Origin of the sequence: Streptosporangium sp. NPDC000509 (genome assembly GCF_042898365.1) — a bacterium.
Lineage (GTDB): Bacteria > Actinomycetota > Actinomycetes > Streptosporangiales > Streptosporangiaceae > Streptosporangium.
Genome location: NZ_JBIAYX010000007.1, coordinates 36,134 through 59,942, shown reverse-complemented (window position 1 = coordinate 59,942; position 23,809 = coordinate 36,134). Strand labels below are relative to the sequence as shown.

22 protein-coding genes are annotated in these 23,809 nt (G+C 71.4%); 21 read left to right on the top strand and 1 reads right to left on the bottom strand.

Annotated features, from left to right (window positions below; all coding sequences use genetic code 11):
* Positions 1–53 precede the first annotated feature (53 nt).
* The 8 genes from ACFY3D_RS14535 to ACFY3D_RS14500 all read left to right on the top strand — a co-directional run bounded on the left by ACFY3D_RS14535 (position 54) and on the right by ACFY3D_RS14500 (position 8,186).
* Positions 54–932, top strand: a complete 879-nt coding sequence (locus tag ACFY3D_RS14535; RefSeq protein ID WP_350945435.1) for a 3-hydroxyacyl-CoA dehydrogenase family protein — start codon at positions 54–56, stop codon at positions 930–932.
* Positions 933–944: 12 nt separating this feature from the next.
* Positions 945–1,814, top strand: coding sequence for a 3-hydroxyacyl-CoA dehydrogenase family protein (locus ACFY3D_RS14530; RefSeq protein WP_389779088.1), 870 nt, complete (start codon positions 945–947; stop codon positions 1,812–1,814).
* Positions 1,811–2,596: an enoyl-CoA hydratase-related protein gene (locus ACFY3D_RS14525; RefSeq protein WP_350945433.1), complete on the top strand. Its 786-nt coding sequence runs from the start codon at positions 1,811–1,813 to the stop codon at positions 2,594–2,596. The genes ACFY3D_RS14530 and ACFY3D_RS14525 overlap by 4 nt, the downstream gene beginning before the upstream one ends.
* Positions 2,597–2,645: 49 nt before the next feature.
* Positions 2,646–3,773: an acyl-CoA dehydrogenase family protein gene (locus ACFY3D_RS14520; RefSeq protein ID WP_389979324.1), complete on the top strand. Its 1,128-nt coding sequence runs from the start codon at positions 2,646–2,648 to the stop codon at positions 3,771–3,773.
* Positions 3,774–3,817: 44 nt separating this feature from the next.
* On the top strand, positions 3,818–4,915 hold the full coding sequence (locus tag ACFY3D_RS14515; RefSeq protein ID WP_389979321.1) for a CaiB/BaiF CoA transferase family protein: 1,098 nt from the start codon (positions 3,818–3,820) through the stop codon (positions 4,913–4,915).
* Positions 4,916–4,941: 26 nt separating this feature from the next.
* Positions 4,942–5,925, top strand: a complete 984-nt coding sequence (locus ACFY3D_RS14510) for an NADPH:quinone oxidoreductase family protein (RefSeq protein WP_389779095.1) — start codon at positions 4,942–4,944, stop codon at positions 5,923–5,925.
* Positions 5,926–6,135: 210 nt separating this feature from the next.
* Positions 6,136–7,335, top strand: coding sequence for a thiolase family protein (locus ACFY3D_RS14505; protein WP_389979318.1), 1,200 nt, complete (start codon positions 6,136–6,138; stop codon positions 7,333–7,335).
* Entirely contained in the window at positions 7,332–8,186 is an 855-nt protein-coding gene (locus ACFY3D_RS14500; RefSeq protein WP_389979315.1) for a 3-hydroxyacyl-CoA dehydrogenase family protein, read from the top strand. Before ACFY3D_RS14505 ends, ACFY3D_RS14500 begins: the two co-directional genes overlap by 4 nt.
* A gap of 19 nt (positions 8,187–8,205) precedes the next feature.
* Here the strand turns inward: ACFY3D_RS14500 and ACFY3D_RS14495 are convergent, their stop codons facing one another.
* A complete protein-coding gene (locus ACFY3D_RS14495) occupies positions 8,206–8,868 on the bottom strand; it encodes an SDR family NAD(P)-dependent oxidoreductase (RefSeq protein WP_389979312.1) in 663 nt (220 codons plus the stop codon).
* Positions 8,869–8,932: 64 nt separating this feature from the next.
* Here ACFY3D_RS14495 and ACFY3D_RS14490 point away from each other — a divergent pair, with 64 nt between their 5' ends.
* The 13 genes from ACFY3D_RS14490 (at position 8,933) to ACFY3D_RS14430 (ending at position 23,677) form a co-directional block, all read left to right on the top strand.
* On the top strand, positions 8,933–9,742 hold the full coding sequence (locus tag ACFY3D_RS14490; protein ID WP_389979309.1) for an IclR family transcriptional regulator: 810 nt from the start codon (positions 8,933–8,935) through the stop codon (positions 9,740–9,742).
* A 511-nt stretch (positions 9,743–10,253) separates the two neighbouring features.
* Positions 10,254–11,093, top strand: coding sequence for an ABC transporter permease (locus ACFY3D_RS14485; RefSeq protein ID WP_350945425.1), 840 nt, complete (start codon positions 10,254–10,256; stop codon positions 11,091–11,093).
* 15 nt (positions 11,094–11,108) lie between these two features.
* Positions 11,109–12,161, top strand: coding sequence for an ABC transporter substrate-binding protein (locus tag ACFY3D_RS14480; protein WP_389979307.1), 1,053 nt, complete (start codon positions 11,109–11,111; stop codon positions 12,159–12,161).
* A gap of 13 nt (positions 12,162–12,174) precedes the next feature.
* Positions 12,175–13,644: an FAD-dependent oxidoreductase gene (locus tag ACFY3D_RS14475; RefSeq protein WP_389979304.1), complete on the top strand. Its 1,470-nt coding sequence runs from the start codon at positions 12,175–12,177 to the stop codon at positions 13,642–13,644.
* Positions 13,644–14,414: a hypothetical protein gene (locus ACFY3D_RS14470; RefSeq protein WP_350945422.1), complete on the top strand. Its 771-nt coding sequence runs from the start codon at positions 13,644–13,646 to the stop codon at positions 14,412–14,414. Before ACFY3D_RS14475 ends, ACFY3D_RS14470 begins: the two co-directional genes overlap by 1 nt.
* Positions 14,404–15,213, top strand: coding sequence for an ABC transporter ATP-binding protein (locus tag ACFY3D_RS14465; protein WP_389979301.1), 810 nt, complete (start codon positions 14,404–14,406; stop codon positions 15,211–15,213). Before ACFY3D_RS14470 ends, ACFY3D_RS14465 begins: the two co-directional genes overlap by 11 nt.
* A complete protein-coding gene (locus ACFY3D_RS14460; RefSeq protein WP_389979298.1) occupies positions 15,213–16,595 on the top strand; it encodes an MmgE/PrpD family protein in 1,383 nt (460 codons plus the stop codon). Before ACFY3D_RS14465 ends, ACFY3D_RS14460 begins: the two co-directional genes overlap by 1 nt.
* Entirely contained in the window at positions 16,589–17,164 is a 576-nt protein-coding gene (locus ACFY3D_RS14455) for an ureidoglycolate lyase (RefSeq protein ID WP_389779111.1), read from the top strand. Before ACFY3D_RS14460 ends, ACFY3D_RS14455 begins: the two co-directional genes overlap by 7 nt.
* Positions 17,161–19,524, top strand: coding sequence for a xanthine dehydrogenase family protein molybdopterin-binding subunit (locus ACFY3D_RS14450; protein WP_389979295.1), 2,364 nt, complete (start codon positions 17,161–17,163; stop codon positions 19,522–19,524). The genes ACFY3D_RS14455 and ACFY3D_RS14450 overlap by 4 nt, the downstream gene beginning before the upstream one ends.
* On the top strand, positions 19,521–20,393 hold the full coding sequence (locus ACFY3D_RS14445) for an FAD binding domain-containing protein (protein ID WP_389979292.1): 873 nt from the start codon (positions 19,521–19,523) through the stop codon (positions 20,391–20,393). The genes ACFY3D_RS14450 and ACFY3D_RS14445 overlap by 4 nt, the downstream gene beginning before the upstream one ends.
* The gene (locus ACFY3D_RS14440) at positions 20,390–20,863 is read left to right on the top strand and encodes a (2Fe-2S)-binding protein (RefSeq protein WP_350945416.1); all 474 of its coding nucleotides are present in this window, start codon (positions 20,390–20,392) and stop codon (positions 20,861–20,863) included. Before ACFY3D_RS14445 ends, ACFY3D_RS14440 begins: the two co-directional genes overlap by 4 nt.
* The gene (locus tag ACFY3D_RS14435; RefSeq protein ID WP_389979289.1) at positions 20,860–21,771 is read left to right on the top strand and encodes an OsmC family peroxiredoxin; all 912 of its coding nucleotides are present in this window, start codon (positions 20,860–20,862) and stop codon (positions 21,769–21,771) included. Before ACFY3D_RS14440 ends, ACFY3D_RS14435 begins: the two co-directional genes overlap by 4 nt.
* On the top strand, positions 21,764–23,677 hold the full coding sequence (locus ACFY3D_RS14430; RefSeq protein WP_389979286.1) for an NAD-binding protein: 1,914 nt from the start codon (positions 21,764–21,766) through the stop codon (positions 23,675–23,677). Before ACFY3D_RS14435 ends, ACFY3D_RS14430 begins: the two co-directional genes overlap by 8 nt.
* Positions 23,678–23,809 lie beyond the last annotated feature (132 nt).

The following is a 23,809-nucleotide window of genomic DNA, read 5'->3' as shown; positions in this document are numbered from 1 at the left end:
GGCCCCGGCCCGGGCCGCAGCCACAACCCCGGCCACAGCGAGGAGGAGACCCCGTGAGGAACGAGAGCAAGACCGTCGCCGTGCTCGGCGCCGGCACCATGGGCTCCGGCATAGCCATCGTGATGGCGCGAGCCGGGCACCGGACCATCCTCTTCGACGTCGACGAGAACAACCTCAAACGCGGCATCGAGACCGTGCACGGCTTCTTCGACAAGGGCGTCCGGCTCGGCAAGATGGACGAGGGAGCGGCGCGGAGGGCGAAGGACGCCCTCGTGGGCAGCACCGACCTCACCGACCTGGCGCCCTGCGACGTGGTGGTCGAGGCGGTCTTCGAAGACCTGCGGGTGAAGAAGGAGATGTTCGGCCGCCTCGACGAGATCGTGTCGGACTCGACGCTGTTCCACACCAACACCTCGACGCTCTCGGTCACCGGCATCGCGTCCGGGTCACGCCGGCCGGAACGGGTCGTCGGCACCCACTACTGCAACCCCGCGCCGCTGATGAAACTCGTCGAGGTGGCCGACGGACGGCACACCGCCGGCTGGGCGCACAGGGCGACCGAGGAGTTCCTCGGCTCCCTCGGCAAGGTGAGCGTCGTCACCAAGGACAGCCCCGGGTTCATCGTGAACAGGTTCCTCATCCCGTGGGAGAACTCGTGCATCCGGGCGCTCGAGGCGGGCGTGGCCACCAAGGAGGACATCGACGCCGCGGTGCTCGGCGCCGTCGGCCACCCCATGGGCCCCTTCCGGCTGCTCGACATCGTCGGCCTCGACATCCACCAGCAGGTCGCGACGCGGCTGTACGAGCAACTGCGCGACCCGCGCTTCTTCCCGCCGCCGATGGTCGAGCGGATGGTCGCGGCCGGCGACCTCGGTCGCAAGACCGGTCGTGGCTTCTACGAGTACGACGACACCCGGCTCTTCGGATCCTGAAGGAGGCAGACGATGAACCAGTTCCACAGAATCGGAGTGGTTGGCCTGGGAACCATGGGCGGCGGCATCGCCCAGGTGTTCGCCATGTCCGGCCGCGACGTCGTCGCCGTGGAGGCCGACCGGACACGGGCCGAGGCGGGCGTCGCCGCGATCGGCGCCTTCCTCGACGGTGGCGTGGCCCGCGGCAAGGTGAGCGGCGAGGAGAAACGGGCCGCACTCGCCCGCATCACCACCGTCACGTCGCCGGGCGACCTGGCCGGCGTGGACCTCGTCGTCGAGTCGGTGACCGAGAACCTCGAGGTCAAGCGCGAGGTCCTCGCCGCCGCCGCTCTCGCCGTCGGCGACGAGACCCCGATCGTGACCAACACCTCGGCGCTGTCGGTGACCGAGCTCGCGGCCCTGCTGCCCAACCCCGCGCGGGTCGCCGGGCTGCACTTCTTCAACCCGGCGCCGGTGATGCGCACCGTCGAGGTGGTCCGCGCCCTGCAGACGGACCAGGGCCTCGTCGACCGGCTCGTCGCGCTCGTGAACAGCCTGGACGGCAAGCAGCCCGTCGTCGTGAAGGACCGCCCAGGATTTCTGATCAACGCGCTGCTCCTTCCGTACCTCAACGACGTCATCCAGGAGTACGACGAGGGGCTCGCCACCGCCGAGGACATCGACCTGGCGCTCAAGCTGGGGCTGGGCTACAGGTCGGGCCCGCTGGAGATGCTCGACATGATCGGCCTCGACGTGCACCTGCACGCCACGGAGAACGCGTACGCCGCCACCTCCGACGACCGCTACGCGCCGCCCCCGCTGCTGCGGCAGATGGTCGCCGCCGGCCGGCTCGGCACCAAGAACGGCAAGGGTTTCCGCGCCGGAGAGAAGAGGACTCGATGAAACCATCGCACTACGAGGACATCCTCATCGACCTCGAAGGCCCGGTCGTCACGATCACGATCAACCGGCCGGAGGCGGGGAACAAGTTCCGCCACCGGACCTGCCTGGAGCTGTTCGACGCGCTCCAGCGCTTCCGCCTCGACCCCGCCCTGCGCGCCGCGGTCCTCACCGGGGCTGGAGAGAAGTTCTTCTGCATCGGAGGCGAGCACGACCCGGTCACCTCCCTGGACCAGTCGCAGGTCCTGCCGATCGTCGACGTCTACCAGGCGCTCGACACCATCCCCAAGCCCGTGGTCGCCGCCGTGAACGGGTTCGCCGTCGGCGGAGGCAACGTGCTCCACACGGTGTGCGATCTCACGATCGCCTCGGAGAACGCGGTCTTCCGGCAGGTCGGGCCCATGGTGGGCAGCTTCGACGCCGGTTACGGATCCTGGTATCTGGAGGACACCATCGGCCGCAAGCGGGCTAAGGAGATGTGGTACCTCAACCAGAAGTACTCCGCCGAGGAAGCGCTGGCGATGGGGCTGGTCAACGAGGTGGTGCCCGCCGACCGGCTGCGCGAGCGGGTCGCCGAGGTGACCCGCGCACTCACCTCCCGCGGTCCGATGGCGATCGCCGGTATGAAGGCCGCGTTCTCGGCTCGCCACAACGGCGTTTCCGGCCAGGCGCGGATGGCCCACGACCAGCAGCTCTCCTTCTACCTGCAGACCCGTGAGGCCCACGAGCTGAGCGACTCGTTCGGCGAGCGTCGCGCGCCCGACCCGGAAAGCTTCTGGTCGTGACGTCGTCTCCGCACCTCACGGCAGGGATCTCCACGCGGAAAGGACCATGATGAGCCGGTTCGGCCCCGCCCTCGACGAGGAGCAGCGCGACCTGGTGGCGATGCTGGACGCCTTCGTCGCCGATCACGACGTGGTGTTGTCCGACGACGCGGACGTCGTCGGCGGGCTCGCGACCGAGCTCGCCGAACTGGGCGTCTGGACCATCGGTACCGACGAGCGGCACGGCGGCGGCGGAGCCGGCCGCCTCACCACCGCCGTGGCGATGGAGCGGCTGGGACGTGCCTGGCCGGCCCTCGGCTGGGCGGCCACCCAGGCGCACGCGGCGGTCGACGTCCTCGGCGGCGACGACCGGTTCGCCGAGGTGGTCGCCGCCGTGCACACGGCCGCCGTGGCGATCGCCGTCGTGGACGCGACGTCGCCGCAGGTGCGGCTGGACTGGTCGGCGGATGCGCTCAGCGGTTCCGTGGACCGGATCGATCCGGCCGCCGAGGCCCCCTACCTGCTGCTGCTCGGCGACGACGACACCGCGGTGCTGGTCGGACCGGAGGCGATGACCGCCCGGCCGCTGGAGCGGACCGGGCTGGGCGGCGCCCTGACACGATCGGTGCGGCTCAAGGACACCGTTCCCGCGGGCGCGGTTCACCGGATGGGAAACGTCGACGTCGGCGCGGCGCGGACCCGGCTGCGCCAGGGGGCCGCGGCGGTCGCCGCGGGAATCGCCGGGGCCGCCGCCGACGCCGCGGCCGCCTACGCCGCGGAGCGCCACCAGTTCGGCGGACCCCTCACCGATCTGCCGACCGTGCGGCAGTCGCTGCTCGACCAGGCGATGCGGACCTCGGTGGCGCTGGCGATGGCGTTCGCCGCGGACGAGAGCGACGGGGACGGCGAGGGCGACCGGGGGGACAACGGCGGCGGGGGCGTCGGGGGCGTCGGGGGCGTCGAGGGTTCGGTGCGGACGCTCGCCGCCGTACGCCACGCCTGCGACGCCGCGATCGAGGTGGCCGCCGCGGCCCTGCAGTCCCACGGCGGCTACGGCTACCTGGCCGAGTACCCCGTCGAACGCCACCTGCGTGACGCGGTCTCGCTGCGCGCGGCGACGGACACCCAGGCCGCCACCGCTCTCACCGCCCGTACCCTCGTCGGTCTGGGCCCGCTCCGTGAGGCCGAGGCGTCATGACACCCCCCGTACCGACCTCGCGGCCTCGGCTCCCCCTGCACGGAGTGAAGGTCCTGGACCTCTCCACCCTGCTGCCGGGACCCCTCGCGACCCTGATGCTGGCCGACGCGGGCGCCGACGTCGTCAAACTCGAACGGCCGGGCCGCGGGGACGAGATGCGCACTTATGAGCCGCGCTTCGGCGAGGCGAGTGCGAACTACGCGGTACTCAACCGGGGGAAACGGGCGTACGCCGCGGACTTCAAGGACCCCGCCCAGCGGGACCGCGTGCTCGAACTCGCCGCCGAGGCCGACGTCGTGGTCGAGCAGTTCCGGCCGGGCGTCGCCGACCGGCTCGGCCTGGGGTACGAGCACGTGCGCGCGGTGAACCCCGACGTCGTCTACTGCTCCATCAGCGGGTACGGCCCGACGGGCCCACGGGCCACCCGCGCGGGCCACGACCTGAACTATCTCGCCGAGTCCGCCCTGCTCGGGGTGGCCGTCGACGGCACCGGATCCCCCGGCCTGCCGGTGACCGTGCTCGCCGACATCGCCGGCGGCACCTACCCCGCGGTCGTCAACATCCTGCTCGCCCTGCGACAGCGGGACGTCACCGGTGACCCGGTCCACCTGCAGATCTCGATCACCCACAACCTGCAGCTCCTCGCGTACGGCTACTTCGCCACCCACCAGGCGGGCGGGGGCTGGCCTCGTCCCGGCGCCGAACTCCTCACCGGCGGCAGCCCGCGCTACCAGGTGTACGAGACCGCGGACGGCCGTCACGTCGCCTGCGCGGCGTTGGAGCAGAAGTTCTGGGACCGGCTGGTCGAGTTGGTGGGGCTCGACCCGAGCTTCCACGACGACCGAGGCCAGGAGCGGGCCGTGATCGGCGCGTTGGCCGGACGGTTCGCCTCCGAGTCCGCCGACCACTGGCGGTCCGTACTCGACGGTGAGGACGTGTGCACCGTCGTCGTCGCGACGTGGGACGAGGCGGTCGAGGCGAACCTCGTCGACGTCGACGCGCCCCAGCGGGTGTCCGCACCCGGAACGCGGGACTCGTTCGCGACCCTCCCCAGCCCCATCTCGCCGACGCTACGTCAGGGACCCGGCACCGTGCCCTACCCCGCACTCGCCGATCTGGGCGAAGAGTCGCCCTGGTCCTGACGCCCGACCAACCGAAGGAGACATCCATGCGCGCTGCACTCGTCAAGGAGTTCGGCCCCCCGACCAGCCTCGTCGTCGAAGACGTACCCGACCCGGTACCGGGTCCGGGCGAGGTCGTGATCGAGGTCGGTGCCGTCAGCGTCAACTTCCCCGACATTCTCGTCGTCGAGGGCAAATACCAGAACCTGCCGGAACGGCCCTTCAGCCCCGGCAAGGAGGCGGCGGGACGCGTCAAGGCGGTCGGTGCGGGCGTCGAACGACTCCGGGTCGGCCAGCGTGTCCTCGCGCTGGTCGAGTTCGGTGGCTACGCCGAGCAGCTGCGCGTCCCCGAGGAACTGGTCATGGAGTTGCCCGACGCGATGTCCTACGAGTCGGCGGCCGCCTCCGGCCTCGTCTACTCCACCGCCTACTTCGGGCTGCTGCGCCGAGGCCGGATGAAGCCGGGGGAGACCGTTCTGGTCACCGGCGCGGGCGGAGGCGTCGGTTCCGCCGGCGTCCAGCTCGCCAAGGCGTACGGCGCGCGGGTGATCGCGCTGGCCCAGGACGACGCGAAGGCGGAGCTGGCCCGTCGGCAGGGTGCGGACGTCGTGCTCACCTCCACCCCGGAGACGTTGCGCGACGACCTGCTGGCGGCCACCGACGGCAGGGGCGTCGACGTGGTCCTCGAGATGCTCGGCGGTGACTTTCTCACCCAGATCATCCGGGCGACCGCCTGGGAGGGCCGCATCGTGATCGTCGGATTCGCCTCGGGTGGTCAGAACCCCATCAAGCCCGGACACATCCTGGTGAAGAGCATCAGCATCGTGGGACTCCAGAGCAGCGACTACCGCGACCGGATGCCGGAACTGATGCGCTCGACCATGGCCGAGGTGTTCCGGTTGTTCGTCGACGGGAAGGTCGACGCGGCGGTCGACACGACGTTCCCGCTCCAGAAGGCCGGCGACGCCCTGCAGTACGTCAAGGAGGGCCGGGTCAAGGGCAAGGTCGTGTTGACGACGGGCCTGGGCTGAGCCTCGCCCGCGATCCGGCCACGCCGATCCGCGCGCCCGGCGCCTCGCGCCGGGTCCGCGACCGGACCCGCGCCAGACCCGCGACCGGGATCGCGCCAGACCCGCGACCGGGATCGCGCCGGGACCGAAACCGGACCCGGTTTCCGGACTCGTACCGGACCGGAAACCGGGCCCGCACCACGTTCGCACCATGAAGGAAGGACTCCACGGGTGACCACCTCGTTTCTCTACGCCGCCGTCCGTACGCCGTTCGGCCGTTTTGGCGGCGCCCTCGCCGAGGTGCGTCCCGACGACCTGGCCGCGGCCGCGCTCACGGGGGTGCTCGACACGGTGCCGGCGCTGGATCCCGCGCTGATCGACGATGTGATCTACGGCAACGCCAACGGCGCCGGTGAGGACAACCGCAACGTCGCGCGCATGGCGGTGTTGCTCGCCGGGCTGCCCACCTCGGTGCCCGGCTCGACGGTGAACCGGCTCTGCGGCTCGTCGCTGGACGCGGCGATGACGGCGTCCCGGATGATCGAGGCGGGTGACGCCGAGGTCGTCGTGGCCGGCGGTGCCGAGTCGATGACGCGGGCGCCGTGGGTGCTCCCCAAGCCCAGGCGCGGCTATCCCGCGGGTGACCTCAGCGCGGTCTCCACGACGCTGGGGTGGCGGCTGGTCAACGCGCGTATGCCGAAGGAGTGGACGATCTCCCTGGGTGAGTGCAACGAGCAGCTGGCCGACAGGTACGGCATCACCCGCGAGCGGCAGGACGAGTTCGCGGCGCGCTCGCACCGGCTCGCCCACGCCGCCTGGGAGGACGGGTTCTACGACGATCTGGTCGTTCCGATCGAGAACACCGGGCTGCACAGGGACGAAGGCATCAGACCCGGCTCGTCCCCCGAGACGCTGGCCGGGTTGAAACCCTCGTTCAGGCCCGGCGGGTCCATCACGGCGGGCAACGCGTCCCCGCTCAGCGACGGGGCGGCCGCCCTGGTCGTCGGGTCGGAGGAGGCCGGATCGCTCATCGGCTCCGACCCGGTGGCCCGCTTCGCGGGCCGGGGAGTGCACGCGCTGGATCCGCAGGACTTCGGATTCGCACCGGTCGAGGCGGCAGGGGTCGCCCTGGCGAGGGCGGGGATCGGCTGGTCCGACGTCGGCGCGGTCGAGCTCAACGAGGCCTTCGCCGCGCAGTCACTCGCCTGCGTCGACGCCTGGAAGATCGACCCCGACATCGTCAACACCAAGGGCGGCGCGATCGCGATCGGGCACCCGCTCGGGGCCTCGGGCGCGCGCGTCCTCGGCACGCTCGCCCGGCGCCTCGCCTCGGAAGGGGAGCGCTGGGGCGTCGCGGCCATCTGCATCGGCGTGGGACAGGCCCTCGCCGTCGTACTGGAAAACGTCACCGACACAGGGAAGTGGTCATGATGCGGTCCACCAGCGCTCCGTCGACGGTGGGGGTGTACGGAGGCGGGCGGATGGGCGCGGGCATCGCGCACGCGTTCCTGCTGGCAGGCGCCGACGTGCGGATCGTCGAGACCTCGGACGACACCGTGCGGGCCGCCCGTGAGCGGGTGGAGGGCAGCGTGGCGAACGCCGAGCGAAGGGGGAAACTCCCCGCGCCCGCGACCGAGCTCCTCTCACGGCTGGTCGTCACCACCGACCGCACCCCGCTGGGGGCGTGTGCCCTGGTGATCGAGGCGGTCCCCGAGGATCCCGACCTCAAGCGGCGGGTGCTGCGCGACGTGGAGGAGGTCGCGGCGGACGCCGTGCTCGCCACCAACACCTCCAGCCTGTCGATCGACGACCTGGCCAGGGAGCTGGCCCGGCCGGAGCGCTTCGTCGGCCTGCACTTCTTCAACCCCGTACCGGCCAGTGAGCTGGTGGAGGTCGTCGTCGGCACCAAGACCTCACGGGACCTCGTCGCGGACGCGCAGACCTGGGTGACCGCCCTCGGCAAGACCGCGATCACGGTGAGCGACTCGCCGGGTTTCGCGAGCAGCCGGCTGGGGGTGGCCCTCGCCCTGGAGGCGATGCGGATGCTGGAGGAGGGGGTCGCGTCGGCGGAAGACATCGACACGGCGATGACGCTCGGCTACAAGCACCCCCTGGGCCCCCTGAAGACGACCGACGTCGTCGGACTCGACGTCCGGCTCGCCATCGCCGAACACCTCGCCCGCGAACTGGGGGCGCGCTTCGAACCTCCCCGCATCCTGCGCGAACTGGTCGCCGCGGGACACCTCGGGCGCAAGACGGGTAGGGGCTTCTACGACTGGTGAGCCCCGTCCCCGTACGGGGCTAGCCCATCCACATGCCGCCGTTGACGTCGATCACCGCCCCGGTGACCGAGGCGGCGGAGGGGGAGCACAACCACTCGACCGTGCCGGCGATCTCCTCGGGGCTGGTCACCCGGCCGAGGGGGATCTGGCGTCGCAGGGCGTCCATCTCCTCCTCGGACAGGCGGGTCAGCATCGGGGTCGCCACCGGGCCGGGGGCCACCGCGTTCACCCGGATCCCCCTCGCCGCCTGGTCCTTGGCCAGGTGGCGGGTGAGGCCGATCAGCCCGGCCTTCGCGGTGGCGTAGGCGGGGCCTGACAGGCGGTTGCCGCCGTGGCGGCCGTTGACCGAGCTGAACAGGACGACCGAGCCACCCTCGCCCATCAGGGGGAGCACCGCCTGGGTGACGACGAGGGCGGAGGTCAGGTTGTCGTCGAGCACCCGGCGCCACTGGGCCAGGTCGAGGTCCTCGATGCTGCCCTCGCCGACGGAGCCGGCGGCGTGGACGACGTTGTCCAGGATCGGGGTGTCACCGAGTGCCTCACGTACCGAGGAGGGGGCGCTCGCGTCGTGGCCGAGGGCTCTGTCGATGACGATCAGGTCGTGGCCGAGGGCGCGCAGGCGGTCGGCGCAGGCGCGGCCGATGCCACCCGCACCCCCCACCACCAGGGAAGTCTTCGCCATCCGGACATTTGTATCAGGGATGGGTGAGGCCGGACGACCCGGGGGCGGGCTATGCTCTGAGCTTGTGCGGGCGGAGGAGAGTACGGCGAACGGGACCCCTGCCGACGACGGGCAGACCAGCAGCGGTGTCGAGAGGGCACTGCAGGTGATCTTCGCGGTCGCGGCGGCGAAGGAGCCCGACATCGGCGTCTCCGAGCTGGCCAGGTCGCTCGGGCTGAGCAAGGCGGTGGTCCACCGGGTGGTCCGCACCCTCGTGGCGGCCGACTTCTTCTCCTTCGACGAGCGCACCCGGCGTTACCGCCTGGGGCCCGGCGCGGTGAGCGTGGGCCTGGCGGCGATGGCGCAGATGGAGGTGCCGAGGATCGCCCAGCCCTACCTCGAACGGCTGGTCGCCCACACCAAGGAGACCGCGACCCTCTCGGTGCGGTACGGCACCCAGCGCATGTATCTCACCCAGGTGCTCTCACCGCAGGAGATCCGCATGTCGGTGCAGCTCGGGCGGCTCTACCCGCTCCACGCCGGCGGGTCGTCGAAGGCGATCCTGGCCGCGATGGAGGCCGAGGAGATCCGCGGTTACCTGTCCTCGCAGCCGCTTGAGGCGCTGACCGGGATCACGATCCAGGACCCGGTCCGGCTCGCCGACGAGCTGGAGACCATCCGGCAGCGCGGTTACGCCGTGAGCCTCGGCGAGCGCCAGCAGGGGGCGGCGTCGGTCGCGGCGGCGGTCCACGAGGCGACCGGCCGGGTTTACGGCTCGATCTCGGTCTGCGGGCCGGTGAGCCGGCTCAGCGTCGGCAACATCGAGGAGTACGGCCGCCTCGTCCACGAGGCCGCCACCGAGGTCTCCCGCCAGCTCGGTTACCGTTCCTCCTGACCTCGCCGCCTTCCTGGCTCCATCTCCCTACCTCGCGACCTTCCTGGCTTCGCTGCCCTCCTGGCCTCACCGCCCCTGGCTTCACTGCCTTCCCCGCTTCACTGCCTTCCCCGCTTCGCTGTCCTCCTGCCCTCCTTGGTCTCACCGCCCTTGGCTCCGTCGCCTTCCCGGCTTCGCCGCCCGGTTTCCTGAGCGGAACGCGGTTGATCCTCGGGACCGGCTCACCGTTCGGGCCGACCGCCCCTGAGGGCCGACTGACCGAAAGCCCGGACAGGCGCCCGCCGTCGATGTGACGGCGGCTCTTTTACCTGCTGATATCACTCTGTGTAGCGATCGATTGTGCACCGGTCACCCTCAGATATGGTGATAAAAGCGGCAAATCGCCCCTGCGTGTTACAAACTCGAAAAACAGTGATGGATCCCTTGACCTGCTTTTGGTGGCGCGCCTAGCATCACGGTATCCGGTACGGCGTTCCGCCCAGCGATACACCGGGAGCCTGGAGGGCAGCACATGTCGACCTCAGTCCGCACTTCGGAGGAGATGCGGCCCCGCGCGCCTCGACGTAAGTGGACCGATTCCTCGTTGATGCTGTGGATCACCACCCCTCTGCTGCTTCTGGTCTTCATCGGGGCGTGGAAGGCCTACACCGTGCTGTTCGGCGTCGGAGAGCTGATGCTTCCCCCGCCCGAGACGGTCGGCGCGGCCCTGGTCGAGCTGATGCAGGGCTCGCTCATCTACGAGGCGATCAAGGTCACCCTCTACGAGACGCTGGTCGGGTTCGCCCTCGCCGCCGTCGTCGGGGTGGCCCTGGGCATCATCCTCGGCAAGGCACGCAGACTGGAACGGGTCCTGTCGCCGTTCCTCATCGCCACCCAGGTCGTACCGAAGGTGGCCATCGTCCCGCTGTTCCTTCTGTGGTTCGGTTTCGGACCCACATCCAAGATCTTCATGGCGGCGATCATCGCGTTCTTCGTGATGATGCAGAACACGATCCTCGGGATCCGGTCGATCGAACCCGGTCACCGCGATCTCATGCGCGTCATCCAGGCACCCTGGTGGAAGCGTGTGATCTCCCTGGACATCCCGTCCTCGCTGCCCTACGTGCTCACCGGCGTGGAGCTGGGCATCGTCTTCGCCATCACCGGCGCCGTCGTCGGCGAGTACCTCGGTGGCGACGAGGGCCTGGGTGCCCTCGCGACGATGATGCTGGCCGGTCTCCGCACCGACATGCTCTTCGCGGTCGTGATCGTGATGACGGTGCTCGGTTTCCTCCTCTACGCCGTCACCGCGGCCATCCGGAGGTTCGCGATCCCCTGGCACGAGTCGTCCGGCCGTCCCACGTCTCTCTAGAACAGGAACACCTACATGGACCGCCGCAACTTCCTCCGTGGGGCCGGGTTGCTCGTCGCCACCGCCACCGGAAGCCAGTTCCTCATCGGGTGCTCGTCGGACGGCTCCGGCGGGGACACCGCCGCCAGCACCGGCCCTTCGGGTGAGCAGCTGCGCAACCTCGTCTACATGACCCCGTTCCAGCACATCATCGCCCACTCCGACGTGTACGTCGCCCAGGCCCAGGGGTTCTTCGCCGAGGAGGGCCTGCTGATCACGTCGATCGGCGGCACCGGCACGGCGAGCTCCGTCTCCCAGGTGGCGGGCAAGCAGGCCATGTTCGGCAAGGCCGCCTCCGTCATCACCTGCCCGCTCATCGCCGACCAGGACACCCCGATCGTCACGGTCGGCCAGAAGGACCAGGTCAGCCAGTACAGCGTCGCGTCCCTGCCGGACAAGCCGCTGACCAGCCCCGAGCAGTGGCAGGGCAAGACCATCGGCGTCATCTCCAAGGGCGGCACCACCGAGTTGCTGCTCGACGCGATGTCGGTCGCCGCGGGGCTCGACCCCACGAAGGTGAAGAAGGTCGTCACCGGCGCCGACGTCGGCTCGCTGGAGTTCCTCAACCGGGGCGAGGTGGACGGCTTCATCACCTTCATCGGTTCCGAGACGGCCTTCAGGCAGCGCAACATCGAGCTGAACTACCTGAACACCGACCTGTTCGCGCCGCTCCCCGGCGACTCCTACTTCGTCACCAGGGAGACCGCGCAGGCCGAGGGCGAGGCGATCACCAGCTTCCTGCGGGCCTGCCGCAAGGCGTGGAAGTTCATGGCGGACACCGCCAACACCGACAAGGTGCTGGAGGCCGTGGGCGTGCTCAACGAGATCGAGGTCTCCGACAAGGCGCTGGCCGCCGCGAAGGTCGCCGCCGAGGTCAAGGTCAGCACCGCCAAGAACGGTGACTTCCTGTCGATGGACACCGCCGTCTGGGAGAGCGGGATCGAGCTGATGCGCAAGTCCGGAATGATCAAGGACACCAAGCGGCCGGTCACCGACTTCGTCGACACCACGTTCATCGACTCCGTGTGAAAGGCCGCTCCTGATGCAGCGCACCACGACCACCGACCTCGTGGTGGTCGGCGCCGGCACCGCCGGGTTGCCGGCCGCGATCGAGGCCGCGGCACACGGTCTGCGGGTCACGGTCGTCGAGAAGGGCGACCGGCCCGGCGGCACCCTGTGGCGGTCCTGGGCACAGCTCTCGGCGGGCGGCACCGCCCTGCAGCGTGCCAAGGGCATCCGTGACAGCCCCGACCTGCACTTCGACGACGTGATGCGGATCAGCAGGAACACCGCCGATCCGGAGCTGGTCCGGCTCGCGGTGGACCACGCGCCCGCGACGATCGAATGGCTGATGGCCTCGGGTTTCGACATGGACCCCGACGCCCCGGCGGTGCTGCACTTCCACGAGCCCTACCTGCTGCCGCGCACCTACTGGGGGCGCGACGCGGGGCGGTCGGTGCTGGAGGTGCTGCTCCCGGCGTTCGAGAAGGCGTGCGCGGGATCGGTGACGTTGGCGCTCGGCACCGAACTGGTGGCGTTCCGGACCGCGGAACGCGCCGTGGAGACCGGAAAGCCCGGGGAGCCCAGGGTGGCCGGGGTGACGGTCCGGGACCCCGATGGAACGTTCCGGGAGATCGACGCGACGAACGTGATCCTCACCAGCGGCGGCTACGCGGGCAACCCCGAGTTGTTCCCCCGGCTCACGTCGGGGGCGCCGCTCGCGGGCCCCGCCTCGCCGGGCGCCGAGGGTTCCGGCATCCTCGCCGCCGTCGACGCCGGTGGCCGGGTGCGCGGTCAGGACCGCTTCCTTCCCACGTACGGCGGGGTGCTGCGGTCCGGCAGCACCTGGGAGACGGTGGGGCTGGACGACTATCCGGCCCTCACCCCGCAGGCGCGGGCCCCGTGGGAGATCCACGTGAACACCCGCGGCGAGCGGTTCGTCGCCGAGGACGCCCCGAGCGTCGACGACCGGGAGAACGCCCTGCTCGCCCAGCCCGAGCTGAAGTTCTGGGTGGTGTACGACGCCGCGATCCGCCGATCGGCGCCGGCGCTGTTCCCCACCTGGGACGAGACGGAGCTCGACCGGGCCTTCGACGGCCATCCGTCGTTCGTCACCGCGCTCGACCTGACGACGCTGGCGCGGGCCGCCGGGATGGATCCCGGCGTCCTGGCCGACACCGTGGCCGCCTACAACACGGCCGTCGCCTCGGGCGACGACCCCTTCGGCCGGGCCCACCTGCCCGCGCCGATCGCAGAACCGCCGTACTACGCCGTACTGAACCACGGCACCACGCTGAAGAGCCCGGCGGGGCTCGCCGTCGACAGCCGGCTGCGTGTCATCGGGCCCGACGGCCCGTTCGCGAACCTGTGGGCCGCGGGCGAGGTCATCGGCGGCAGCACCTTGTCCGGCAAGTCGTTCGTGAGCGGGATGAGCGTCACTCCCGCACTCGGGTTCGGCCGGATGCTCGGACGCCGGGCGGCCGGCGCCACCACCGATCCAGGGAGCATGTGATGTGGAACAGGCCTGACGTCGACTTCGTCCAGACCCAGGACGTGCCGTGGCAGCCCGTCCAGGACGGGGCGTTCGGCGCGGCACAGGGCGGGCTCAAGCGGTTGCTGAGCCGCGACGCCGGCACGGGCGCGGAGACCGCGGTCCACCGGCTGACCGGCCGTCACCAGGGTGTGCTGTCCGCCGGGGTGGATCTGTTCGTGGTCGCGGGGGAGGGGTTGCTCGACGGAGAGCCGCTCCGCACCGGCGACTACGTCTACGCCCGGGCGGGCAGCGCGATCGACCTGGTCGCGTCGGTACGCGGCCTCACCGTCTACGCCGGATTCTGGGGCGAGCCCGGCTTCGCCGCCGGCGTCGGCTCCGGTGAGCCGCTCCTGCGGATCACCCCCGAGCGGGAACCGTGGATCCCGGCCGGCTGGAGCGGCGAGGTGGAGCTCGAGGTCGGGGCGATGTCGAAGACGCTGCGCTCCGACGGCGAGGTCTACATCTACCTCGCCGCGATGATGCCCGGCTGGAAGTCGCCCATGGCCGAGGCCCACCCGGTCTACGAGGAGTCGTTCAAGATCTACGGCGACGTGCTGATGGGCCCGCTCGGCGTGATCCGCGAGGGCGGCTACTTCTTCCGCTCCCCGGGCGTCTTCCACGGCCCGCTCTACTCACGCGGCGGGACGATGTCGTTCATCCGCTCCGACGCGGCGCCGACCACCGAGTACCGCGTCCCCGAACCCGGCAACACCTGGGACGAGCTGTCGGAGCGTGCGTATGTCCGATGAACGGATGATCGACGGCGGGGCGGCGATCTCGATCAAGGGCGTCGGCAAGGAGTACACCACCGACGCCGGACCGGTCCGCGCCCTCGTCCCGACCGACCTGGAGATCAAGCCGCGCGAGTTCGTCGTGCTGCTCGGCCCCTCCGGCTGCGGGAAGACGACGCTCCTGCGGATGCTCGGCGGGCTCATCGCGCCGACCGAGGGCACGATCGTCATCGGCGACAAACTCCTGTACTCGGAGGGCGACAACACTCCTTCGCGGGAGGCGCTCGGCTCGCTCGGCTTCGTCTTCCAGCAGGCGACGCTGATGCCGTGGCGGAAGATCTGGAAGAACATCGCCCTGCCGCTGGAGGGCAAGGGCGTCGGCCGCAAGGAGCGCCGCCGCAGGGCCGAGGAACTCGCCGACATGATGGGCCTGGCGGACTTCCTCGAACACTTCCCGCGCGCGCTCTCCGGTGGCATGCAGCAGCGGGTCGCCATCGCGCGGGCGCTGATCCACCGGCCGTCGATCCTGCTCATGGACGAGCCCTTCGGTGCCCTCGACGCGATGACGCGCGACCGGATGAACTCCATGCTCCAGCAGCTGTGGATGGACACGGGGAAGACGACCGTGCTGGTCACCCACTCGATCTCCGAGGCGGTCTTCCTCGCCGACCGGGTGGTGCTGCTCTCGCAGCGGCCCGGACGCATCCAGGACGTCGTCGAGATCGACTTCCCCCGCCCGAGGTCGCTCGACATCGTCAAGACACCGCAGTTCGGGGAGATCGTCCAGCACCTGCGCTCCCAGCTCGGTGAGATCTGATGGGCGGGACGACGGACGAATCGACCCGCGGGGCGACCCGCGCGCTGGCCCGCTTCGTCGCGGAGCTGACCTTCGACGACCTGCCGGAGCCGGTCGTCGCCAAGGCCCGCCACCTGCTGCTCGACTTCTTCGGGGCGGCACTGGCGGGCGGCCGGGTCCCGGAGGCGGCCACCATCACCGAACTGGTCCGCGCCAGGGGCGGTATCCCTGAGGCGACCGTGCTCGGTGCCGGTTTCTCCACCACCCTGGCGGACGCCGCCTACGCGAACGGATGCGCGGCCGACGTACTGGAACACCAGGACGGGTACCGGTTCGGCGGATTCCATCCCTCCCACGCCCTTCCCGCGCTGCTCGCGGTGGCCGAGTCCCGCGACGCCGACCTGCGCGCGCTGCTGACGGCGGTGGTGGCGGCGTACGAGGTGGCGAACCGGATCGGCCGGGTCATGCACCCCGGCGCGACCGTCGCCGGATGGTTCCCGGTGGCCGCCGGGTACGGCGCCGCCGCCGGATGCGCGAAGCTGCTCGGCCTCGACGAGGACGGGATCGTCTCGGCCGTCGGCGCCGCCGGGTTCTTCGTGCCCGCCGTCATGATCGAGGAGATCTTCGCCGGGTTCACCGTGAAGCCCGCGTTCGCCGGGCAGATCGCCCGCGCGGGGGTCGAGGGCGCCCTGCACGCCCAGGCCGGGCTCACCGGCTGGGACGAGGTCGTCGAACACCCGAGAGGGCTGGTCGCCCTGTTCCGCGGGGACCCCACGGACTCCCGCCTCACCGACGGACTGGGCGAGGAGTGGACGGTCCTGGAGGTCCACCAGAAGCGTTTCGCCGGGTGCCGCCACACCCACGGCGCCGCCCAGGCGTGCGCCGAGCTCGCCGCCGAACACGACCTCGACGTGGCCGAGGTGACCGCCGTCGACGTCGAGACCTACGACGTCGCCAAGGTCCTGGTCGACCGACCTGCGGGTGGCTCGGTGGTGCCGTGCACGTTGAGCCTGCCGTACGTGGCGGCCGTCGCCCTCGCCGACCGCGACGTCACCGCCGCCCAGTACGCCCCGGAGCGCACCTCGGATCCGCTCGTCAACCGGGTGGCCGCCTCGGTCCGCATCCGGGTCGCCCCCGACCTCGACGCGCGCTACCCGGAGTACACCGCGACCCGCGTCACCGTCACGACCGGGAAGGGGACGCACACCCGCCAGATCGACCTGCCCGCAGGAGACAGCCGCAACCCGCTGACCAGCCAGGAGCTGCTCGGCAAGTATCGGGGCTCGGCCGTCCCCGTCGCCGGGGAGGAGGCCGCCGACCGCGCCGCCGAGTTGCTCCTGACGGCGGAGGACACCCCCGTACGCGCCCTGGTCACGATCACGACAGGAGGACAGCCATGCTGAGCCCGGACAGTCCGCAGCACGTCATCACCCCGCAGCCGCTCACGGCCGCCGACTTCGCCCCCTACGGCGAGGTGATGTCGCTGGAGGCCACCCCCCGGTTGCCGATCGACTTCTACTCCGGCAAGAACGCCGTGCACGGGCCGATCCGGCTCGACTCCGACACCCCGCCGGAGTTCCTGGTGTTCCGCGTCGGCATGCGGGGCGACAACCTGCGCTACCTGGAGCGCCACGTCGAGATGACGCAGACGATGATCCCGCTCGGCGGCAAGCCCTACGTCGCCGTCGTCGCGCCGCCGGACGTGCCGCTGGAGCACGGTTTCCCGCCGCTCGACCAGGTGAAGGCGTTCGTGGTGCCGGGCGACGTGTCGATCAACCTCTACCGGGGCACCTGGCACGAGCCGCCGTTCCCCTCGGTCGACGGCCAGCTCTTCCTGATCACCAGCCACGAACGGCTCACCCAGGGCCTGCAGTGCCGCCTCGACGAGAACGGCGAGCTCGACAAGTTCGACGTCGAGAAGCGCAATCCGTTCCACCGCACCGGCCAGCGGGTCAGGGTCCGGCTGCCGTGACGGCGATCGGCACCTCGGTCCGCAAGGCGGACGGCGAGGTCCTGCTGACCGGGCGGGGCCGGTTCGTGGACGACTACGTCCTGCCCGGCATGATGCACGCCGCGATCGTCCGCAGCGACGTCGCGCACGCGCGCATCACCGGGATCGACACCTCCGAGGCCGAGCGTGCCCCGGGTGTCGAGCTGGTGCTGACCGGGGAGAGGGCGGCTCGGCACAGCGGGCCGATCCCGCACTTCATCGACCCGGCCGCCCGGGGCGGACGCCGCGCCGAGGTGCGCTGCCTCGCCGTGGACAAGGTGGTCCACGCCGGTCAGGCCGTCGCCGCCGTGGTCGCCCGCACCCGCCGCGAGGCCGAGGCGGCGGCCGGGCTGGTCAGGGTCGGCTACGAGCGGCTGCCCCACGTGCTCGACGCCGACGCCGCGCTGCGGCCCGACGCGCCCCGGTTGTACGACGACTGGCCCGACAACGTCATCCTGCACAACCACTACGGCACCGGCGACGTCGACGCCGCCCTCGAAACGGCCGACCTCGTCGTCACCGAGACGATCCGCATCGGCCGTACCACCACCGCGCCCATGGAGCCGCGCGGCTACCTCGCCTCCTGGGACCGCTTCGACGAGTCGCTGACCGTGCACGGTTCCGTCCAGAACCCCCACCAGCTTCGCTGGATGCTGGCCCGCAGCCTCGGTCTCGACGAGACCAGGATCAGGGTCGTCACCGCGCGGGTCGGCGGCAGTTTCGGGCTGAAGATGCAGGGCCACCCGGAGGAGACCCTGATCTGCCTGCTCAGCAGGCTCACCGGCGCGCCGGTGAAGTGGATCGAGGACCGCCGCGAGTGTTTCCTGTCGGGGGCCCGCGAACAGGTGCACCGTGTCACCGTCGGCGCGATGCGCGACGGGCGCATCGTCGCGGTCAGGGACCGGATCGTCGCGAACGCGGGCGCGGTGACGGCCCAGCCGGGCTGGGCGATGCCCAACATGTCGGCGACCACGCTCGCCTCCGGTTACCTCGTACCGAACGTCGAGGCCGAACTGCACGTGGTGGCGACCAACAAGCCGCCGCTGAACGCCGCGCGGGGTTTCGGCAAGGACGGCGCCCACTTCGTGATGGAACGGGTCGTCGACCTGGTGGCCCGCGGGCTGGGGGCCGATCCGGCGCGGGTGCGGCGGGTCAACTTCGTACCGCCCGACCGATTCCCCTTCCGCACCGCGACCGGCCTGAACATCGACAGCGGCGACTTCCCCGGCCTGCTCGACAAGGCGCTCAAGGCGCTGGACTACGACGCCCTGCGCGACCGCCAGCGCGAGCTGCGCTCCCTGGGCCGGCACCTCGGGATCGGGCTCGCCTTCGAGCTCACGCCGGAGTCGGCCGACGGTCCCGGCACCTTCGTCTCCGGGTTCGACGTGACGACGGTCCGGATGAACATGAGCGGCGGCGTCACCGTGCTGACCGGGGTGACCAGCCCCGGCGGCGGCAACGACACCGCGATCGCGCAGATCGTCTGCGACGAGCTGGGGGTGCCGCTGAGCTGGATCCAGGTCGTCCAGGGTGACACCGACCGGTGCCCGAGCGGGTTCGGCAACTTCAGCGGGCGCGGCATGGTCGTCGGCGGCGGGTCCGCCGCGCTCGCCGCCCGCGACGTACGGGCCAAAATCGCCACGGTCGGCGCCCGCATGCTGGGCGTCTCCTCCGACGAGGTCGAGGTGACCGGCGGCGTGGTGCGGGTCTCCGGCGAGCCCGACCGGTCGGTGCCGGTGCCCGACGTCGCCGCGGCCGTGCTCACCCGCGCGTTCGCCGTGGCCTCGGAGGTCGAGCCGGTTCTGGAGGCCACCCGTGCCTTCAAGCCGGGCAACATCAACCACGTCCCGGACGAACGCGGACGTATCCAGCCTTACCCCACCTACTCCAACTGTCTGCACGCCGCCGTCGTCGAGGTCGACGCCGACACCGGCCTCACCGAACTGGTCGACTTCGTGATGGCCCACGACTGCGGGGTCGTCATCAACCCCGCCCTTGTCGAGGGCCAGGCCCACGGCGCGATCGTGATGGGCCTCGGCGCGGCGCTCACCGAGGAACTCGTCTACGACGACGAGGGCCGCCTGCTCAGCGACCGCTTCAAGTCCTATCTGCTGCCTCGCGCCGGCGACCTGCCGAAGGTCCGCCTCGAACACCAGGTCACCCCGAGCCCCTTCACCATGTACGGCAACAAGGGTGCGGGCGAGGCCGGGGTCGGCGGCGCGCAGGCGGCGGTGGCCAACGCGATCGAGGACGCCCTCGCGCCCTTCGGCGTCACCGTGACACAGGTGCCGCTGCCGGCGCCGGTCGTGCTCGACCTCATCGAACGGGCCCGCTCGAAATGATCACCCAGAACTTCGCCTACCACGCACCCACCGACCTCGAAGGGGTGGTGGCCGCGCTCACCGGGCACGACGCCGTGATCGTGGGCGGCGGCACGATGGTCGTCCCCGACCTCACCCACGGCCGGACCTCGGCGGACGTCGTCGTCGACCTGTCACGGGCCGGACTGTCCGGGATCACCCGGGCCGGTGACACCGTGGTCGTGGGCGCGACGACCACGTACACCCGTCTTCTGCGCGACGGCGGCGAGCAGGTGCCACCGCTGCGGCGAATCGCGGGCGGGATCACCGGCGGCCCGCAGATCCGCAACCGGGGCACCGTCGGCGGGTCGGCCTGCTACGCCAACCCGTCCTCCGAGGTCCCGGCCGTGCTGGTCGCCCTCGGGGCGGAGCTGCGGCTGGTCTCGGCCGCCGGGGTTCGCGAGGTCGCGGCGGCCGACTTCTTCACCGGCGCCTTCACCACCGCGCGGCGGCCGGACGAGGCGCTGGCGGCGCTCGTGCTGCCCGACCCGGCCGGCCCCTTCGGCTACCACAAGCTCAAGCTCGCCGAGAGCAGCTGGCCCATCGCGACGGCGGCCTGCGTGCGCCTGCCCGGAGGAGGGCTGCGGCTCGCCCTCGGCGGGGTCGCGGCCACACCGCTGCCGGTGCACCTCGAATCAGACGACCCCGGGCACGTGCGCGCGGAGGTCGGGCGGGTGCTCACCGAACCGTGGAGCGACGTGCTCGCGGACGGCGACTACCGCCGCCGGGTCGCACCGGTGGCGGCCCTGCGGGCCGTCCGGGAACTGCGGGCCGTCGAGGAAGTGCAGGCCGTCGAGGAATCGCGGGGCATCCGGGAACCGCGCTCCGCCCAGGAAGGAGAACCGCGATGACCAGGGTCAACCTCACCGTGAACGGCCGGGCGCGCGAGATCGACGTCGAGACGTCGAAACTGCTCGTCCACGCCATCCGCGAGGACCTCGGACTGACCGGCACCCACGTCGGCTGCCTCACCGGAGACTGCGGCGCCTGCACCGTGCGCGTCGACGGCGCCACCGTCAAGTCGTGCTCGGTGCTCGCGGTCGGCGCGGAGGGCGCCGACCTCACCACGATCGAGGGCCTCGCGGGCGAGGACGGACTGCACCCGGTGCAGCGGGCGTTCTGGGACGAGTTCGGCTTCCAGTGCGGCTACTGCCTGCCCGGCATGCTGCTCACCGCCTGTGAGCTGCTGGAGGACGACCCCGACCCCGACGACGACGCGATCGTCGAGGCGATCAACGGCAACCTGTGCCGCTGCACCGGCTACGCCGCCATCGTGCGCTCGATCCGCTGCGCCGCCGACCGGATGAAGGACACCCCATGAGCACCACCGACGCGGCCATCGCGATCGTCGAGGATTTCCTGGCCGCGGTCGGCCGGGGAGATCTGGAGTCGGCAGGGACCCACCTCGCCCCCGACGCCGTGATGATCTTCCCGGGCGACCGCCTTTACACCACCCTGCGCGACCTGGCCGACGCCTCCGCCACCCGCTACCGGCACGTCGACAAGCACCGCACCGAGTACGAGGCGTTCACCGAATCCTCGGGTGACGTCGTCGTCTGGTCGATGGGCACCCTGTACGGCGAGAACAACCAGGGCGTCGGGTACGACGGCGTGCGCTACGTGGACCGGTTCCGGTTGAGCGCGGGCCGGATCGTCGAGCAGCGGGTCTGGAACGACCTGGAGATCAGCGGCGTGCTCCGGGCACGTACCGCGGAGGAGATCGACCCGCGCTGGCGCACGGCCGCGCCGACGGCGACGACGCCGGCCGTGCCGACGACGACCGCGACGGTACGCCGCGTCGCCACCGCCGCCTGGGACGGCGCGCTGCGCGGCGGAGCCGGCCGCCTCGCCCTCGCCTCGGGTGCCACCGATCCGCTGCCGATCTCCCTGGAGAGCAGGAAGAACAGCGTCGCGCCCGCGACCTCGCCCGAGGAACTGCTCGCCGCCGCGCACGCCGCCTGCTTCGCGATGGCCCTGCGCGGCGCCCTCGACGCCGTCGCCCCCGGTACCCCGGAACAGGCCGTCGAGGTCACCGGCACGTGCGTGCTGCGCATCGACGCGGCGGGCTGGACCATCGACGCCATCCGTCTCGACGTGACCACCAGGGGCGTGCCGCGCGACGCGCTGGAGACCGCGATCCCCGTCGCCGAACGCCGTTGCGCGATCTCCAACGTGGTGAAGGGCAACGCCGTCGTCACGGTCACCGTACGGGAGCAGCGGGATGACTGAACGTCACCCGCACGTGTTCGCCCCCCTGAACCTGGGCGGCCTGACCCTGCGCAACCGCGTCTTCGTGTCGGCCCACACCACCAACTTCGGAGTGGACTTCCTGCCGACCGCCCGCCACGTCGCCTACCACAGGGAACGGGCGAGGGGCGGGGCCGGGCTGATCATCACCGAGCCGTTGCGCGTGCACGACACGAGCCTGGGCCGCGTGGGCGGGCTGAGCGCCTCCCGGGCCGCCCTGCCGGGCCTGGCCGACATCGTCACCGCCGTACGCGACGAGGGCGCCGCGATCTTCACCCAGATCACCCACACCGGGCGCCACAGCGACAACCTCTTCCGGCGGACCGCGTCGTGGGGGCCGAGCGCCGTGCCCTGGCACACCACCGGCCAGGTCCCGCACGTGATGACCGCCGCCGACAGGAAAGAGGTGCGACGGGCCTATGTCGCGGCGGCGCTGCTCGCGGTGGAGGCGGGGTTCCAGGGGATCGAGGTGCACTTCGGGCACGGGCACCTGCTGCACCAGTTCATCTCACCCGCCGCGAACACGCGGACCGACGACTACGGCGGCACCGAGGAGAACCGGCTGCGGTTCCCGCTGGAGGTGCTCGACGACGTGCTGGACGCGGTCGGGTCGTCGGCGCTGGTGGGGGTGCGGATGAGCGCCGACGAGCTGCTGCCGGGCGGGCAGGACCTCGCCGAGGGGCGGCGCATCGCGGAACTCCTGTGCCGGACCCGGCCGATCGCGTTCCTCAACGTGTCGGTCGCCTCCTACACGGTGCCGTCCATCGGCCACCACGTCGCCGACATGAGCGAGGGCCGGACGCCCTACCTGCCGGAGACGCTCGCGATCGCCGAGGTCGCGGGTGACGTTCCGGTCTTCGCGGCCTGCCGGTTCGTCGACGTCGACGACGCCGAACGGGTCCTCGCGGGCGGCGAGATCGCGGCCGTCGCGATGACCCGCGCCCACATCGCCGACCCGCACCTGCTCGCCAAGACGGCCGAGGGGCGCGAGGGCGAGGTACGGCCCTGCGTGTCGTGCAACTTCTGCATCGGCGAGATCGCCGGGCACCGCGCCATCACCTGCATGATGAACCCCGCCGTGGGACGCGAGGCCGAGTGGCCGGTTCTCCCGGAACCCGCGAGCCCGGCCAGGACGGTGCTCGTCGTCGGCGGCGGCCCGGCGGGAATGGAGACCGCGAGGGTCGCCGCGGAACGCGGCCACCGGGTGCGCCTGTGGGAGCGGGGCGACGAGCTCGGCGGCCAGGTGCGGGTCGGGCGGCGGGGGATCGGACGGCACGAACTCGACCTGCTGCGGACCTACGAGGAGCACGAGCTGGACAGGCTCGGGGTGACCGTCAGGACCGGGGCGGGGGCGGTGACCGCCCAGGAGGTGGTCGCGGCGGCTCCCGACGTCGTGGTGATCGCCACCGGATCGGCCCGCCGCCGCCCCCTCGCCGTCTTCGAACGTCGTTCGTGGGAGGGACGGACCGTCGTCGTGGTCGATCGGGAGGGCACCTGGACCTGCGCGTCCGTCGCCGAGACCATCGCCGGGTCCGGCGGGACGGTGCACGTGGTCACCCCGGCGACGTCCCCGCTGTGGGGGGTGACCGAGTACAGCCGGATGACCGCGCTCGAACGGCTCAGAAACCGGGGCGTCGACATCTGGACCGGCGCCGTCGCCGAGTTCGGTGAGGGACGGGCCGTGGTGCGCTCCGCCCTCGTCTCGGCCGAGACCGTGATCGACGGGGTCACCGACGTGATCGAACTCGACCCTCCGGACGCCCTCGACACCCTCGCCGCCGACCTCGCGGGGAGCGGGCTGACCGTGCACGTCATCGGTGACGCGGTGGCGCCCCGATCCCTGCTCGACGCCATGTACGAGGGCCACGCCCTCGCCCGCGCCCTGTGAACCCATGAACCCGCGCCCCGTGAACCCGTGTCCGACGAACCCGCGCCCCCGTGAGAACGACGGCCCGCGGCTTCGTGAGAACGACGGCCCGCGCCCTGTGAACCCCACCCCCCATGCCCCGTGAAAACGACA

Bases quoted from the DNA above. Each gene is read 5' to 3' on its own strand.
- ACFY3D_RS14465 (WP_389979301.1), top strand. From the start codon at position 14,404: ATGTCCGATGAACGGATGATCGACGGCGGGGCGGCGATCTCGATCAAG.
- ACFY3D_RS14460 (WP_389979298.1), top strand. From the start codon at position 15,213: ATGGGCGGGACGACGGACGAATCGACCCGCGGGGCGACCCGCGCGCTG.
- ACFY3D_RS14495 (WP_389979312.1), bottom strand. From the start codon at position 8,868: ATGGCGAAGACTTCCCTGGTGGTGGGGGGTGCGGGTGGCATCGGCCGC.
- ACFY3D_RS14435 (WP_389979289.1), top strand. From the start codon at position 20,860: ATGAGCACCACCGACGCGGCCATCGCGATCGTCGAGGATTTCCTGGCC.
- ACFY3D_RS14480 (WP_389979307.1), top strand. From the start codon at position 11,109: ATGGACCGCCGCAACTTCCTCCGTGGGGCCGGGTTGCTCGTCGCCACC.
- ACFY3D_RS14500 (WP_389979315.1), top strand. From the start codon at position 7,332: ATGATGCGGTCCACCAGCGCTCCGTCGACGGTGGGGGTGTACGGAGGC.
- ACFY3D_RS14485 (WP_350945425.1), top strand. From the start codon at position 10,254: ATGTCGACCTCAGTCCGCACTTCGGAGGAGATGCGGCCCCGCGCGCCT.
- ACFY3D_RS14530 (WP_389779088.1), top strand. From the start codon at position 945: ATGAACCAGTTCCACAGAATCGGAGTGGTTGGCCTGGGAACCATGGGC.
- ACFY3D_RS14445 (WP_389979292.1), top strand. From the start codon at position 19,521: ATGATCACCCAGAACTTCGCCTACCACGCACCCACCGACCTCGAAGGG.
- ACFY3D_RS14470 (WP_350945422.1), top strand. From the start codon at position 13,644: ATGTGGAACAGGCCTGACGTCGACTTCGTCCAGACCCAGGACGTGCCG.
- ACFY3D_RS14475 (WP_389979304.1), top strand. From the start codon at position 12,175: ATGCAGCGCACCACGACCACCGACCTCGTGGTGGTCGGCGCCGGCACC.
- ACFY3D_RS14440 (WP_350945416.1), top strand. From the start codon at position 20,390: ATGACCAGGGTCAACCTCACCGTGAACGGCCGGGCGCGCGAGATCGAC.
- ACFY3D_RS14510 (WP_389779095.1), top strand. From the start codon at position 4,942: ATGCGCGCTGCACTCGTCAAGGAGTTCGGCCCCCCGACCAGCCTCGTC.
- ACFY3D_RS14430 (WP_389979286.1), top strand. From the start codon at position 21,764: ATGACTGAACGTCACCCGCACGTGTTCGCCCCCCTGAACCTGGGCGGC.
- ACFY3D_RS14455 (WP_389779111.1), top strand. From the start codon at position 16,589: ATGCTGAGCCCGGACAGTCCGCAGCACGTCATCACCCCGCAGCCGCTC.
- ACFY3D_RS14520 (WP_389979324.1), top strand. From the start codon at position 2,646: ATGAGCCGGTTCGGCCCCGCCCTCGACGAGGAGCAGCGCGACCTGGTG.
- ACFY3D_RS14525 (WP_350945433.1), top strand. From the start codon at position 1,811: ATGAAACCATCGCACTACGAGGACATCCTCATCGACCTCGAAGGCCCG.